Here is a 14,324-nt window from a genome sequence, read left to right on the forward strand (position 1 = left end):
ATCCTGAATGCCAACAACAATCCTGCCGACGCTACGCTCTATTTTAATCTCGGGCCTATTTGCTCTTGCCCCTTTCTCCGCACTACACGCCCAAGATCCGGCCTTAGACGAGCAGGCTCGACAGCAGGGCGTCCCCGTCGATGAACTCCGCGCTTTTGCCGAAGTCATGGAGCGTATTCGCGCCACCTATATTGAAGAGGTAGACGACAACGAGCTTCTGGAGTCCGCTATTCGCGGCATGCTCAACGAGCTAGATCCGCACTCCAGCTACCTAACGCCAGACCAGTTCGAAGATCTACAAGTCACCACCACCGGTGAGTTCGGCGGCTTAGGCATTGAAGTCACCATGGAAGATGGCTTTGTTAAAGTCATCACGCCGATAGACGACACCCCTGCCAGCGAGGCGGGCATTCAAGCGGGCGACCTGATCCTTAAAATTGACGACACCTTCGTAAAAGGGCTCACTCTCAGTGAATCTATTGAGCTAATGCGCGGGGAAATCGGCACCAAAATTACGCTAATGGTACTCAGCGAAGGCGAAGAAAAGCCACGCCAGGTGAGCCTCACCCGCGACCGCATTCAGACCCACAGCGTGAAATCAAAAATGCTTGAGCCAGGCCTTGGCTATCTTCGCATCTCCCAGTTCCAGAACAACACGGGAGAAGATGCGCGTAAGGAATTGGCAAAACTCAACAAAGACACCCCCCTTACCGGCCTGATTCTCGACCTGCGCAATAACCCTGGCGGAGTCCTCAACGGCGCCGTTGAAGTCACCGACCTGTTCCTAGATAACGGCCTGGTGGTTTACACCCAAGGCCGGGACAAAACGAGCCGCAACGATTTGGAATCACGACCTGGCGACGCACTGAACGGCAAACCGCTAGTGGTACTAGTTAACGGTGGCAGTGCCTCCGCTTCAGAAATCGTGGCCGGCGCTCTGCAAGACCAGAAGCGCGCCGTTGTGGTGGGCAATCGCACGTTTGGTAAAGGCTCGGTACAAAGCGTGCTGCCATTGAGCAAGGACCGTGCCCTTAAGCTCACCACCGCCCGCTACTACACGCCAAAAGGCCGCTCTATTCAAGCAGAGGGCATCGAGCCTGACATTGAGGTGGACGTCGTTACCAAGCTTGAAGTGCGTAAAGACATGTATTTGCGCGAAGCCGACCTGCCGCGCCATCTAGATAACGAAAACGGAGGCAGCGAGAAGCAACAAAAAGCCGGTTCCCTGGCCCAGGAAGATTATGCTCTGGCCCAAGCACTCTCGATTCTTAAAGGCATCGTCTTGACCCAACGCCCAGCCATGCCCTGATGGCAAGACGCATACTGACCCTAGCCCTTCTCCTGCCCGGGCTATTGATAAGCAGCGTTAGCGGCTTAGCGGCTCCGCGCATTGCCATTATCATCGACGACCTAGGCTACAGTCGCCAGCAAGGACAGGCCATTATCGACCTGCCCGCACCGGTGGCCTGTGCCGTCATTCCTTTTTCTCCCCACGGGCGTCGGCTCGCGGAACGGGCTAGCCTGGCGGGCAAGGAAGTGCTGGTGCACATGCCTATGGCCACGCAAGGCCACCAAAAACTCGACCGCGGTGGCCTGCAAAATGGAATGGATGAACCTCAGTTACTGGAGGCCGTTCGTCAGGCCCTGGGCCAAATTCCACAAGCCCGCGGGCTGAATAATCATATGGGCAGCGCGCTCACCGAACAGCCACAAACCATGGGTTGGTTAATGGCCGAACTAAAAGCGCACCAGCTTTTCTTTGTGGACAGCCGCACCAGCAGCCACACCGTGGCGCAGCAGGTGGCCCAGCAAGTGGGACTACCCAACGCTCGGCGCGATGTCTTTCTGGATAACAACCGCAACCCAGTGAGCATCAATCAGCAATTTAACCGACTGATACGACTGGCCCGGCAGCACGGCCAGGCCATCGCTATCGGCCACCCGTACCCGGAAACCGTACATTATCTGCAACAGGTTTTACCGTTGATGGAAGAGGCCGGCATTGATGTGGTGCCCGTATCCTCCTTGCTTAGCACCCCAGCGGTGACCACGGCCACCAGCCAGGCGAGCGTTAACATCCGCCCTTAAGCCCGATTTTTACCAAATGCGGGGCTGGCATAACCAACCAGCAGGAAGTCTAAACGCCAACATCCGCACGAGTAGCGACAGCCCAATCTCAATCGAGCGCGCTCGACCCACCACAACGCGCCCCTGATTTTTATGCTTCTATCCGGGAGCTGTGAGCCCAAGCCAAGAGAAAAGTGGGGCTAATTTATGACCAGTACGCAACGCTCTAAAGTGATGACAGGAAGGGTGTAATCCGCCCGACAAGAAGAAAACACCGGTTAGCCTAGGCGCATTTCCACGCCGGCAGACTGCATAAACTCCTTGGCTTGCTGCACTGAATACTCTCCGAAATGGAAAATCGACGCCGCCAACACCGCATCAGCACCGCCCTGCTGCACACCATCAACCAAGTGCTGTAGGTTGCCAACCCCGCCAGAGGCAATCACCGGGACTGGGACCGCATCGGCAATGGCTCGAGTCAGGGCAATATCAAAACCATTCTTGGTGCCATCGCGGTCCATGCTGGTCAACAGAATTTCACCCGCGCCGTAGTCGGTCATTTTCCGGGCCCATTCCACCGCATCCAGCCCAGTGGGTTTACGACCGCCGTGGGTGAAGATTTCCCAGCGGTTGGTATCGCTTTCCGCGCTGACTTTTTTCGCATCAATCGCCACCACAATACATTGGGAACCAAACCGCTCCGCCGCCTCACGAACAAACTCCGGGTTATGCACCGCGGCAGAGTTGATCGCCACCTTGTCGGCACCGGCATTCAGCAAGTTACGAATATCCTCCAACGCACGCACACCGCCACCCACGGTCAGCGGGATAAACACCTGGCTGGCGATCTGTTCCACCGTGTGCAGGGTGGTATCGCGCTCTTGATGGCTGGCGGTGATGTCCAAAAAGGTAATTTCATCCGCCCCAGCGTCGTTATAGCGCTTGGCAATTTCCACCGGGTCACCGGCGTCACGGATATCCACGAATTGCACGCCCTTGACCACTCGGCCGGCGTCCACATCCAGACACGGAATAATGCGTTTGGCTAAACCCATAATACGTCCCCGGCGCTCAGGCGCCGCTCAACTCATCGGACAACGCCTGACCATCGGCAAAGTCCAGGGTGTTCTCATAGATGGCACGGCCCGTGATAGCACCACTGATGCCCTGATCGGCCACTGCACACAGGTTGCGCACGTCATCAAGATTGGTAATGCCGCCGGAAGCGATCACCGGGATCGACATGGACTGGGCCAAGCGCACAGTGGCGTCCACATTCACCCCCTGCAACATGCCATCACGGCTGATGTCGGTGTAGACGATGGCCGAAACGCCATCGTTCTCGAATTGTTTCGCCAGGTCGATCACATCCACATCGGTGACATTGGCCCAGCCATCGGTGGCCACCTTGCCGTCTTTCGCGTCCAGACCCACGATAATGTGGCCGGGGAACTGCTCGCACATGGCTTTCACGAAAGCCGGCTCATTCACGGCCTTGGTGCCGATGATCACCCACTGCACCCCGGCATCTAGATAAGCCTGAATGATTTCCGGGCTGCGGATGCCACCCCCAATCTGGATCGGTAAATCCGGGTGCGCCTTGGCAATCGCTTTGACGATATCGCCGTTCACCGGCTCACCGGCAAAGGCCCCATTCAAGTCGACCAAATGCAAGCGGCGGGCACCCCGCTCCACCCAATGGCTGGCAACGGCCACCGGATCTTCGGAAAACACCGTATCGTCTTCCATCCGCCCTTGCTTAAGGCGTACACATTTACCGTCTTTCAGATCGATGGCGGGAATCAGTAACATCAGAATCTCTTCATTTAAATTCATGGAAATCGGCATCCCTCCCCCGCCGCGCCCGTTATACGAACACCGTAGAGAGAAACCCTAGCGTGCAAGCCTGCTGTCTTTTATGGCTGCCAGCGCAGGAAGTTTTCCAACAGGGCGAGGCCTGCATCCGCGCTTTTTTCCGGGTGGAACTGCACCGCAAACACGTTGCCTTGAACCGCGGCTGCCGCAAAACTCAAACCATAATCACAGCGCCCTGCCACAGCGTCATCGGGCAGGCCGGTAACGCAGTAACTGTGCACAAAATAAAACCGGGTATGGTTGTCGATACCGGCCCACATAGGATGGGCCATGCACTGCTGTACCTGGTTCCAGCCCATGTGCGGCACTTTCAAGCGAACACCGGTATCGCTGAACTGCTCACCGAAAAAAGTCACCTGGCCGTCGAAGATGCCCAGGCAATCCACCCCGTGATTTTCTTCACTACGGGCCATCATTGCCTGCATCCCGACACAGATGCCCAACAGCGGTTTGCCCGCCGCCGCCACATCACGGATGGCCTGATCCAGGCCGGTGTCTTTCAGAACCGCGATGCAGTCACGAATAGCACCCACACCAGGAAAAACCACCCGGTCCGCTGCACGCACCTGCGCCGGATCGCCGGTAATAATGATTTTCTGGCCATCGGCGACTTTCTCCAGCGCCTTACCTGCGGAGTGCAGGTTACCCATTCCGTAATCAATAACGGCAACGACTTCGCTCATACTCGGGGCTGTCCTTGTAATTGCTACTGGGCTGCTTACTGGCTATCGCCACTTTCGCTCAGGGTGCCCTTCGTGGAGGGCGTAATACCATCCATACGAGGATCAGGCTCTACGGCCATACGCAGTGCACGGCCAAACGCCTTAAAGACGGTCTCGGCCTGGTGATGCGCGTTTTTACCGCGAAGGTTATCAATATGCAGGGTAATCATGGCGTGGTTCACGAAGCCCTGGAAAAATTCATAGAACAGATCCACATCAAAGCCGCCAATGCTGCCTCGCGTAAATTCCACAAACATCTCCAGCCCAGGCCGGCCAGACAGATCCAGCACCACCCGTGACAGCGCTTCATCCAGCGGCACATAGGCATGGCCGTAACGGCGAACGCCTTTTTTATCACCGACAGCCTTGGCGAAGGCCTGCCCAAGGGTGATACCGATATCTTCCACCGTGTGGTGGGCATCGATGTGCAGATCACCCTTGGCTTTGATATCCAAATCAACCAGGCCATGACGGGCCACCTGATCCAGCATGTGCTCAAGGAACGGCAGACCCGTATCCAGCGTGCACTGCCCGGTACCATCCAAATTGATAGTGGCTTGAATCTGGGTTTCCAGGGTGTTGCGCTCTACGGTAGCGCTTCGCTTGCTCATCTATACCTCCCAGGCATTGGACCGGCTATTATACGCACCCCAACAGGACCTAACCAGCGGAGAGGACAGATGCCGATCAGCGTAGAAGCCCACACCCTTAGCGAAAATCAGTGTGAGGCCTTTGCCAAGGTGCTTCGTGATGCGCCGCAATACCGCCAGAAGCTAGCCGATGCGGTCGCCAGCGGACAAGGGCGGTTGTTCGCCGCCCACTTCAATGGCCAGCGTGTCGCTATTGCACTCATAGAAGAAAAACAGCCCCAACTGGCCTGGATGGTAGTGCACCCAGCCACTCAAGGGCGAGGCGTAGGCAAGGATTTCCTACGCTTAATCGGTCAACAGCTGGGGGAAAATCTGACGCTGCCAGACCACTGTCAGACACAACGGTCGCTATAGTTAAGCCAACGGCAACTGAATATGCAGAGCAAAGCCCCGCCCGGGGCCGTCGCTCTCAGCCCACAACGCGCCGCCCACTTGTTCAATCATTACCCGCGCCATGGCCAGCGATAAGCCGAACCCTTCTTCGTGGTGCCGTGAGCCCATCACGAAAAACGGCTCTAGAATCTTTTCCAGCTGGTCTGCTGTGGCGCCTCTGCCCTCATCGCGAATGCAAAGTTCTGCATGCTCTGCGGATGCATCTACTGTGCTTGTGATGTCCACACAGTCACCCTCAGCGCTGAACCGCAGGGCATTATCCAGCGCCATAGACAGCACCTCACTCAATTCACCCTCGCAAGCACGCACCTGTAGATTCGGGCTAACCCGATTACGCACCACCACGCCACATTCCGTTATCCGCTCCGCCTGCTCACGGAGAATGGCGTCCAACATCCACATGGGCTGGCAACGCCCCTGTAGCGGCGGCTGATCACGGTCGGAAAGGTCGAAGTAGCGCAATGACGTGCTGACGATACCGGTAAGTCGCCGCTGCCCCTTGCGCACCATGGCCCATACGTCCACATCTTTGTCGCCCTGCCCCTGCCCTGATTGCCCCAAGGAGTCCGCCGCGCCAATCCAATTGATCGGCGTATTCAGTTCGTGGCTGATGTATTGCAAGAACATGGATTTATCCTGGTTCATCTGCTCAATATCCGCCAGGTGCCGCTCCAAATTCTGTTGCGCCTCAACAGACAACTGCTTGCTCTCGCTTTCCAGAAAACGGATCCGGTCACCCAGCGCTAGCGACAACATCACCACCACCCACAACGCGCCAAAATGCAGCAAATAAGGAACAATCACGCTATAGGGAATTAATCCTAGGTTGCCCAAGGCATACAAAAACACAGCGAGCAAGAACACGGACCAAGCCAACACATACAAGCGCGCTACGCGGAACCCCTGGCGCCAGACCACCCAACCCAACCAGCTGAATAACACCACCGTTATCATCACCATCACCGTGGACAAGTGGTAGGAGTACGGTGGCGGTATCACCCACTGCAACAGGAACGCCAGCCCGATCAATATCAGGTAATGTTTCAGCAACCGATCATAACGAGGGAAACGCTGTGCCAGCTGCAAGAACTGCCGTGAATACAGCGCCAGCGACAACCCGCAAATATACGTGGTCAGCCAAAAATATTCGTTAACTTTGGGATTGTCTGGCCACAGATACTGCAGCCCGAAGCCGCTCACGCAGATATTGAAAAACAGCACCCCGGCAAGAAACACCACAAAGTGCAGGTGCACATTGTCACGCAGGGACAGAAACAACAGCAGGTTGTAAATCAGCATGATGGTCAACGAACCGTAGAACAGCCCCTGCAGCAACTGCTCCAGATAGGTGTATTCCACCAGCCCCTTGGCACTGTAAAGCATGGGCATCATGTTCAATGCGCCCTTGCCTCGGACCTTGATATAGTACTCACTCACCCCGTCAGGCAGCGATTCCAGATTGAACACAAAAGACCGGTGATCCATGGGCCGCCGCCCAAAGGGACGCGTATCCCCCACCTCATACTCCCGGAACTCGCCATCCGGTTGCGGCACAAACAGGGTCAGCTCATCGAGAATGGGGTAGCGCTCCACCAGAAACCAGCTACGCCCATCCATCTGGCTGGCATCCAGCTGAAAACGCAGCCAGATGGTACTTTTGGTAAAACCGAAATTCAGGGTATTACTGTCACTTTGGCGAAAACGGCTGGCGAACTGGTCACGAATCTGACTCAAGGTCCAATTGCCTTCCGGGTCCTCCAGCACATCCACCCGGGCACCCAACTGAACGCCGTCTCCCGCCGAAACCAGTGCAATGGGCTCGGCACGCACGATGCCCCCCACCAAAAGCAGCGCCATCAAGACAACAACATGGAACTTTCGCAAACGCTCTTCCCCTAACGTCACAATAACAATCATGAATAATGCTACGGTATGGTCAGTGAATCCCCACTGCTATAATCACGGTCCAACGACCAACGCGCAAGGAGTGCTACATGGGACGCCTGTTAAAAATTTTGCTGATCACTTTGTTTGCCATCATTGTGCTATTAGCCATTGCCGTTTTTGTGATCACGCAGGTGATTGATCCCAACGAATTCAAGCCGGAAATCGAAAAACAGGCGCAAGAGCAGGCCAACCTGACACTGGATATTCAGGGCGACCTGGCCTGGCAGTTCTGGCCATCGCTGGGTGTCAGCCTTGGGCGCACCGAAGCACGCATTGCCGATGACGAAGAGTTGTTCGCGGCCCTCGACGAAGCCAGCGTCAGCGTTGCCGTATTACCGCTGCTGTATGGCCAGGTGGAAATGGACGGCATCACCCTTGCGGGTCTGGATGTGAACCTGGTGGACGGCCCGGACGGCGCTAACTGGGAACAGATCGGCCCGCAGACGCCGGCAGAAGACACCGCCACCGAAGAAGAGCCCGCAGCCGAAGAAGACAGCACCAGCCTGGACATTCCGCTGACCATTCCCAAAGTCGTCGTCAGCGACGGCAAGGTCCGCTATCGCAACACCGCCGACGGCACCGACATCATCGTCGAGCACTTTAACCTGAACGCCCAGGACGTGAACCTGGATGAGCCCTTCCCGCTGCAGATGTCCCTGCGCTATCAGGACCAGAGCGACATGCGCGTGGACATGAATCTGGACACGGTACTGGCCGCCGATATCGACAATAACCATTTCGTCCTCAACCCGATGACCCTGGATGCCAATATCGCCGGCGCCACCACCATGCCGGTGGATGTGCATCTGGAACAGAATCTGGACGTGAACCTGAACGAGGACACCGTCTCCATCAAGGACCTGCTACTGCAAGCCGCCGGCACCGAAACCAAAGGCAACGTGGACATCACTGCCCTCACCGGCGACATGCAGCTCAGCGGCAAGCTGGCCACCGCGCCTTTCGATGCCAACAAAGTACTGGAAGCCATTGGCGAGGCCCCCATCGAAACCACCGACAGCCAAGCACTGAGCAACATTGCCCTAGAGGCCACCTTGGGCGGCGAGCCCGGCAGCGTCATGGCCAGCCCGCTCACCGTGACCCTGGATGACAGCACCCTCCGTGGGAGCGCTGGTCTAGCCAGCCTGGAAAGCGGAAAAATCGTCTTTGATCTGACGCTCGATAAAATCACTCTAGATGGCTACATGCCTCCCGCCAGCGGCGAAACTGAAACCGCGGCACCTGGCGGCGGCAAAACCGGCGGCACCAATAGCCTCAGCGACGCAGAATTGATCCCCGTGGACACGCTGCGCCCATTACGGGTAGACGGCAAACTGGCCATCGGCAGTCTCAACTATGACGGCATCAGCGCCAGCGATATGAAATTTGCGGTTACCGCCAACAACGGCGTCCTCAAATTGACCCAAGCCACCGGCAACACCCTGGGCGGCAGTTTCAGCGCCAACGGCACGCTAAATGTCGCCGGCAGCACCCCAAAAATTTCGGCCACTAACAAAATCAGCAGCGTACAAATTCAGCCCATCGCCCAGATGGCACTCGACGACGATCTCGCCAAGGGTATTTTTTCCATGTCCGGCAGCTACAGCGCTAATGGCAACAGTGAAAAAGCACTGATGAACTCCGCTAAAGGCAACATCGATCTAAGCCTGGCTGACGCCACTGTGCGCGGCCTGAACCTGTACGACACCCTGGTAGGTGGCGTGAACGACATGTTGGGTCAATTTCAGGGATTAGCAGCCGCCCTAATTCCCAACCAAGAATCGGGCAAGCTGCCTTCCCCTCTATCCGAAGACACCAAAATTCTTGACCTTAAAACCAAGGCTCGGCTGGACAAGAACGTAGCCTATCTCGACAGTCTTAATGCCACCCTCAGCAAGGGTGAATTAAGCGGTAGCGGCTGGATGAACATACTCAACCAAGACTTCGACCTGAAAATTGGCATGCAGTCACCAGAGTTGGGCACATCCAAGTATTTGCAAGGCACCACCTGGCCACTACGTTGTGAAGGCAACCTAGGCGGCAGCCCGGCCAAATGGTGCGGCCCTGACAAGGATGGCTTCAAGGACATTGGTAAACAGGTCGCCGCTAACGCCACCAAGGACAAGCTAAAAGACAAATTCGGCATTGAAGGTGAGGGTGACACCACCGAAGAAATCCTCAAGGATGCCGCACAAAAGAAAGCCAAGGACGAAATCAACAAACAGCTACAGGACGGCCTAAAGAAACTGTTTAATTAAAAACCGCGGTGTATTTCACACGCACGCGGCCGCTAAACCGAACCGCAATCGTAGGGCGAAAGCAAACCAACGTCAGCTTTCGCCCTACCCACCCGGAAGTCCATGCCTAAATACTCATTGAGTCCCGAGCATTTCAGCCAGGCGCTGCTCGACTGGTACGACCAGCATGGCCGCCAAGACCTTCCTTGGCAGCACCCTCGCACGCCTTATCAGGTGTGGATATCGGAAATCATGCTGCAACAAACCCAAGTGAACACGGTGATTCCCTACTTCCAGCGGTTCATGGAGCACTTTCCGGATGTCAAAACGCTGGCGCTGGCCAAACAGGATGAAGTCCTACACCTGTGGACCGGCCTCGGCTACTACGCCCGCGCCCGCAACCTCCACAAATGTGCGCAGCAATTACTGGAGAACTACGCAGGTGATTTCCCCAACACCGTAGAAGAAGTGGCCACACTCCCCGGCATCGGCCCCTCCACGGCTGGGGCTATCCTTGCCCAGAGCCGCGGCATTCGCGCTCCCATCCTCGACGGCAACGTTAAACGGGTGCTGGCCCGACTGCATGCCGTACCTGGCTGGCCCGGCAAGAAACCTGTGGAAAGCCGGCTATGGGAGCTGGCCGAGCACTACACACCCGACCACCGACTGGCAGACTACACCCAGGCGATCATGGACCTGGGAGCGACCCTGTGTCGACGCAGCACCCCCGACTGCACCGCCTGCCCAGTGAAAACCGGGTGCCAAGCCCATGCCAACGGCAACCCCCAGGACTACCCCGGCAAAAAGCCGAAAAAAACCCTGCCGGTGCGCACCACCGTCATGCTTATCTTGCGTGACAGGGAGGGTCAGGTCTGGCTGGAACAGCGCCCCCAGCAAGGCATCTGGGGCGGCCTGTGGTGCTTCCCGCAAACCTGTGCCATGGAACAGGTACACCATGCCCTTCAAACCCGCGCTTTTGATGCCCGTGGCGACACCCAACAGCTGCCCCCCTTTCGGCACACTTTCAGCCACTACCACCTGGATATCGAGCCGCTGGAAGTGGCCGTGGACACAGCCGGCCCCTGTGACAATAATGGCCGCTGGGTAAACCCACAAAACCCCGGGAAATTGGGGCTGGCAGCCCCTGTGAAAAAGCTGCTAGCCAGCTTGTCCGCACCACGGCAAGCCCGCATGTTATAGTCGCCCCAAACCTCCATTCAGACCAAGCATTCCCACGGAGACGTTATGAGCCGCACGGTTTTCTGCCGCAAATACCAAAGCGACATGGAAGGTCTGCCCCGTCCACCCTTCCCAGGCCCCAAGGGGCAGGACATCTTCGACCATGTATCCCAGCAAGCCTGGAAGGAATGGCTTCACGAACAAACCATGCTCATCAACGAAAAACACCTGAACGTGATGGACCCGGAAGCCAAACGCTTCCTTGATGAGCAACGTGATCGTTTTCTGAACAATGAAAACTACGAAAAAGCAGAGGGATACGTTCCACCTGCTCACGATGCGAACAAATAAACGCCCATGGCTTGACGACTTCGATCCAAGCCGCTTTAATACGCGCCCTGATTGCCCGGATAGCTCAGTCGGTAGAGCAGAGGATTGAAAATCCTCGTGTCGGTGGTTCGATTCCGCCTCCGGGCACCAAATTGCAGTCCTAGAGGTTCCTGCCTCGCCTTTAAAGCCTCTGATTGCACAACGATCAGGGGCTTTTTTGTGTCTAATACAATCCTAACGAGTCCATTGAAATACAAGAGTATTTTTGTGGGTACTCCACCCCTTCCCTCTTTGAGATACCCGCAAATGAAGCTGCCGGACACAGCCATCTGAAATGGCCGAACTGAATCACCACCATTCGCTAGACACTAGCCAGCCGCTCTTTGTACTACCCCGACTGCTGTAAATCTTTCGCTGTACCCTCACGCGTTTCAGGAACCGGAAAAAGCTCTCAGCGACGGCATGATCGTGGCTGCTCCCCGGCGCGAGAACAGATTCAGAACCACAGCCAGATACAGCCGACCTTCGTGGGTACGGATATAAGCGATGTCCGTCACCCAACCTGCACTTGGCGTATCTAGACTGAACTGCCGCTACAGGCGTGTCAGCGTCGCACTGTGCATTCCGCCTGCTTTGTATCACGGCTTTTAAGAGGTCAGGCGCTTCGCTAACGCGCTTGAGCGCCTCCTGAAGTCGCCCCCCTGCTCATCGACCTTCATTGTTCGCTGAAGCGTTCGGCATAGCACCATCGGGAAGGTGAGCTTCAGTTGATTGGAATCAAAATGAATCCATCCAAGCAAAATAAACAGGGGATGCGGCTTGGTACGTGAGTCTGGATGGCGGAATACGCGGCCTTCTTCTAGAAGTGGCCCAACGTCGAGGGCACGGTACCGTGCAGCAAGACCCCGTTCACAGGCAATCAATCGTGAGTTATTCGACGGAATGCCTGCTTCAAAGGGGGGGCTGCTGCGGCCCTCTTGCTATGACGCTTTTGGTATGGCCGCCCCAGAAAAAAGCCCTAACTGTCTTGAAGTGCCCTCTTCATGTCACTAAATGTCCTCGCCAGCATGGCTGCACAGCGACAGGCTAGATTTCATACAAATTTTTGGTTAGGGAGTCTTCCAGCAACACCTGCCACCTGATTGTTCCAGAAGAATGGCTCGATAAAACTGGGCCGACTAATGATGCTAAAGAACAAATGTTGTTATGACACCTGAGCGTGCAAAAACCTCTCGGTTGGGGTGTCAGGTTAAGGCCACGGAGACAATGGACGGAATGACTGTTCAATTGCCAGAATTTCAAATGTAAGTGCGGAGAGCGACATGTCAACGAGTTCAAGTACAAGTAATGACATCCAGGCAAAAATAATTAACGCCACATCCAAAGTCGTGCCAATGCATCTACAGATCAAGGCACTAAAAAACTTGATGAAGGTGAAGCGGAAGACCATTGGCACTTCCCGCCCTCAGGTGCACTTTGTTGAAACCGATTTGCCTGACGTCAATGATTTGGCGATAGAAGATATCGATACGAGTAACCCTTTTTTATACCGACAAGGTAAGGCGAATGCGTACTTTAAGCGGTTGCGTGATGAAGCGCCGGTGCACTACCAGAAGAACAGTGCTTTCGGGCCGTTCTGGTCGGTAACACGCTACGAAGATATTGTCTTCGTGGACAAGAGCCATGATTTGTTTTCCGCCGAACCCCAAATTATCTTGGGTGATCCTCCGGAAGGCCTGTCGGTTGAAATGTTCATCGCTATGGATCCTCCCAAGCACGACGTACAGCGTCGGGCAGTCCAGGGTGTTGTTGCGCCCAAGAACCTGAAAGAAATGGAAGGACTGATCCGCAAGCGCACCGGGGACGTACTCGATAGCCTGCCGTTGGACACTCCGTTCAACTGGGTGCCGGTGGTGTCGAAAGAGCTGACCGGGCGCATGCTCGCCTCACTGTTAGATTTCCCGTATGACGAACGCGAAAAACTGGTTGGCTGGTCGGATCGATTGTCCGGCGCGTCCTCGGCAACCGGCGGCGAGTTTACGAATGAAGATGTGTTTTTTGATGATGCTGCAGATATGGCGTGGGCTTTCTCCAAGCTTTGGCGTGATAAAGAAGCCCGTCAAAAAGCAGGTGAAGAGCCGGGTTTCGATTTGATCAGCATGCTTCAGTCCAATGAAGACACAAAAGATCTGATCAATCGTCCTTTGGAATTCATTGGTAATCTCGCGTTGTTGATTGTTGGCGGTAATGACACCACGCGTAACTCAATGAGCGGGGGGGTGCTGGCTTTAAATCAGTTCCCAGAGCAATTCGAGAAGCTAAAGGCGAACCCAAAGCTTATCCCCAATATGGTCTCTGAAATCATTCGCTGGCAAACGCCGCTTGCGTATATGCGCCGGGTTGCCAAGCAGGATGTGGAGCTGAACGGACAGACCATCAAGAAGGGTGATCGCGTGCTGATGTGGTATGCGTCGGGCAACCAGGATGAGAGAAAATTTGAGAATCCTGAGCAATTCATCATCGACCGCAAAGATACGCGTAACCATGTGTCGTTTGGTTATGGGGTTCACCGTTGTATGGGCAACCGCCTTGCCGAACTGCAGCTGCGTATTCTGTGGGAAGAGCTTCTCCCTCGCTTTGAAAACATCGAAGTGATCGGTGAGCCGGAGCGCGTGCAATCGAACTTTGTGCGGGGCTATTCCAAGATGATGGTTAAGTTGACGGCTAAAAAATAATGACTCGCCAGAACGGAAAGGTGGCCGAACAACAATCCGACAAAGCAATATTACTGTCGGTCTTGGGTCAAAGGCATACAGTGTTCGGTACGGAAGAATTCCGTTTATTCGTCGACAAGTTATTTCTATATATGAAAATTTAACCCCCCGTGTGGCTGGTTTAATTCCGCCGCGCACCAAATAAAAGGCCCC

The 14,324-nt window shown here is 55.5% G+C and carries 12 protein-coding genes, 1 tRNA gene and 1 pseudogene; 8 read left to right on the forward strand and 6 right to left on the reverse strand.

Annotation, left to right across the window (positions count from 1 at the left end):
* Positions 1-7: 7 nt before the first annotated feature.
* Positions 8-1,309 carry a S41 family peptidase gene (locus ABO_RS11680; RefSeq protein ID WP_011589551.1) on the forward strand — a complete coding sequence of 434 codons (1,302 nt, stop codon included), beginning with the start codon at positions 8-10 and terminating at the stop codon, positions 1,307-1,309.
* Positions 1,309-2,088 carry a divergent polysaccharide deacetylase family protein gene (locus ABO_RS11685; protein ID WP_011589552.1) on the forward strand — a complete coding sequence of 260 codons (780 nt, stop codon included), beginning with the start codon at positions 1,309-1,311 and terminating at the stop codon, positions 2,086-2,088. The genes ABO_RS11680 and ABO_RS11685 overlap by 1 nt, the downstream gene beginning before the upstream one ends.
* Positions 2,089-2,345: 257 nt before the next feature.
* On the opposite strand, the gene hisF is transcribed toward ABO_RS11685, so the two are convergent.
* The 4 genes from hisF to hisB form a co-directional block, all read right to left on the reverse strand.
* The gene (gene hisF / locus ABO_RS11690) at positions 2,346-3,122 is read right to left on the reverse strand and encodes an imidazole glycerol phosphate synthase subunit HisF (protein WP_011589553.1); all 777 of its coding nucleotides are present in this window, start codon (positions 3,120-3,122) and stop codon (positions 2,346-2,348) included.
* Between the two features lie 16 nt (positions 3,123-3,138).
* A complete protein-coding gene (gene hisA, locus ABO_RS11695) occupies positions 3,139-3,879 on the reverse strand; it encodes a 1-(5-phosphoribosyl)-5-[(5-phosphoribosylamino)methylideneamino]imidazole-4-carboxamide isomerase (RefSeq protein ID WP_035459508.1) in 741 nt (246 codons plus the stop codon).
* Positions 3,880-3,983: 104 nt separating this feature from the next.
* On the reverse strand, positions 3,984-4,625 hold the full coding sequence (gene hisH / locus ABO_RS11700; RefSeq protein WP_011589555.1) for an imidazole glycerol phosphate synthase subunit HisH: 642 nt from the start codon (positions 4,623-4,625) through the stop codon (positions 3,984-3,986).
* 35 nt (positions 4,626-4,660) lie between these two features.
* Positions 4,661-5,275: an imidazoleglycerol-phosphate dehydratase HisB gene (gene hisB / locus ABO_RS11705; RefSeq protein ID WP_011589556.1), complete on the reverse strand. Its 615-nt coding sequence runs from the start codon at positions 5,273-5,275 to the stop codon at positions 4,661-4,663.
* A 69-nt stretch (positions 5,276-5,344) separates the two neighbouring features.
* Here hisB and ABO_RS11710 point away from each other — a divergent pair, with 69 nt between their 5' ends.
* Positions 5,345-5,668, forward strand: coding sequence for an acetyl-CoA sensor PanZ family protein (locus ABO_RS11710; protein WP_011589557.1), 324 nt, complete (start codon positions 5,345-5,347; stop codon positions 5,666-5,668).
* Here the strand turns inward: ABO_RS11710 and ABO_RS11715 are convergent, their stop codons facing one another.
* Positions 5,669-7,624: a sensor histidine kinase gene (locus ABO_RS11715; RefSeq protein WP_011589558.1), complete on the reverse strand. Its 1,956-nt coding sequence runs from the start codon at positions 7,622-7,624 to the stop codon at positions 5,669-5,671.
* A 77-nt stretch (positions 7,625-7,701) separates the two neighbouring features.
* Here ABO_RS11715 and ABO_RS11720 point away from each other — a divergent pair, with 77 nt between their 5' ends.
* The 4 genes from ABO_RS11720 to ABO_RS11735 all read left to right on the forward strand — a co-directional run bounded on the left by ABO_RS11720 (position 7,702) and on the right by ABO_RS11735 (position 11,547).
* Complete coding sequence (locus ABO_RS11720) at positions 7,702-9,909, forward strand: AsmA family protein (protein WP_011589559.1); 2,208 nt, start codon at positions 7,702-7,704, stop codon at positions 9,907-9,909.
* 102 nt (positions 9,910-10,011) lie between these two features.
* Entirely contained in the window at positions 10,012-11,088 is a 1,077-nt protein-coding gene (gene mutY / locus ABO_RS11725; protein ID WP_011589560.1) for an A/G-specific adenine glycosylase, read from the forward strand.
* Between the two features lie 45 nt (positions 11,089-11,133).
* Positions 11,134-11,418 carry an oxidative damage protection protein gene (locus tag ABO_RS11730; RefSeq protein WP_011589561.1) on the forward strand — a complete coding sequence of 95 codons (285 nt, stop codon included), beginning with the start codon at positions 11,134-11,136 and terminating at the stop codon, positions 11,416-11,418.
* Positions 11,419-11,471: 53 nt separating this feature from the next.
* Positions 11,472-11,547, forward strand: a tRNA-Phe gene (locus tag ABO_RS11735).
* 228 nt (positions 11,548-11,775) lie between these two features.
* Here ABO_RS11735 and ABO_RS14585 read toward each other — a convergent pair.
* Positions 11,776-11,990, reverse strand: a pseudogene (locus ABO_RS14585) (hypothetical protein); the annotation flags it as partial.
* A gap of 729 nt (positions 11,991-12,719) precedes the next feature.
* Between ABO_RS14585 and ABO_RS11740 the strand changes: the two are divergent.
* Positions 12,720-14,132, forward strand: a complete 1,413-nt coding sequence (locus tag ABO_RS11740) for a cytochrome P450 (protein WP_011587498.1) — start codon at positions 12,720-12,722, stop codon at positions 14,130-14,132.
* The last annotated feature ends 192 nt before the right edge of the window (positions 14,133-14,324 follow it).

This window comes from Alcanivorax borkumensis SK2, from assembly GCF_000009365.1.
GTDB classification, from domain to species: Bacteria; Pseudomonadota; Gammaproteobacteria; order Pseudomonadales; family Alcanivoracaceae; genus Alcanivorax; species Alcanivorax borkumensis.

Excerpts from the sequence above, each read along its gene's own strand:
- ABO_RS11680 (WP_011589551.1), top strand. The coding sequence starts at position 8 with ATGCCAACAACAATCCTGCCGACGCTACGCTCTATTTTAATCTCGGGC.
- ABO_RS11685 (WP_011589552.1), top strand. The coding sequence starts at position 1,309 with ATGGCAAGACGCATACTGACCCTAGCCCTTCTCCTGCCCGGGCTATTG.
- hisF (WP_011589553.1), bottom strand. The coding sequence starts at position 3,122 with ATGGGTTTAGCCAAACGCATTATTCCGTGTCTGGATGTGGACGCCGGC.
- hisA (WP_035459508.1), bottom strand. The coding sequence starts at position 3,879 with ATGTTACTGATTCCCGCCATCGATCTGAAAGACGGTAAATGTGTACGC.
- hisH (WP_011589555.1), bottom strand. The coding sequence starts at position 4,625 with ATGAGCGAAGTCGTTGCCGTTATTGATTACGGAATGGGTAACCTGCAC.
- hisB (WP_011589556.1), bottom strand. The coding sequence starts at position 5,275 with ATGAGCAAGCGAAGCGCTACCGTAGAGCGCAACACCCTGGAAACCCAG.
- ABO_RS11710 (WP_011589557.1), top strand. The coding sequence starts at position 5,345 with ATGCCGATCAGCGTAGAAGCCCACACCCTTAGCGAAAATCAGTGTGAG.
- ABO_RS11715 (WP_011589558.1), bottom strand. The coding sequence starts at position 7,624 with ATGATTGTTATTGTGACGTTAGGGGAAGAGCGTTTGCGAAAGTTCCAT.
- ABO_RS11720 (WP_011589559.1), top strand. The coding sequence starts at position 7,702 with ATGGGACGCCTGTTAAAAATTTTGCTGATCACTTTGTTTGCCATCATT.
- mutY (WP_011589560.1), top strand. The coding sequence starts at position 10,012 with ATGCCTAAATACTCATTGAGTCCCGAGCATTTCAGCCAGGCGCTGCTC.
- ABO_RS11730 (WP_011589561.1), top strand. The coding sequence starts at position 11,134 with ATGAGCCGCACGGTTTTCTGCCGCAAATACCAAAGCGACATGGAAGGT.
- ABO_RS11740 (WP_011587498.1), top strand. The coding sequence starts at position 12,720 with ATGTCAACGAGTTCAAGTACAAGTAATGACATCCAGGCAAAAATAATT.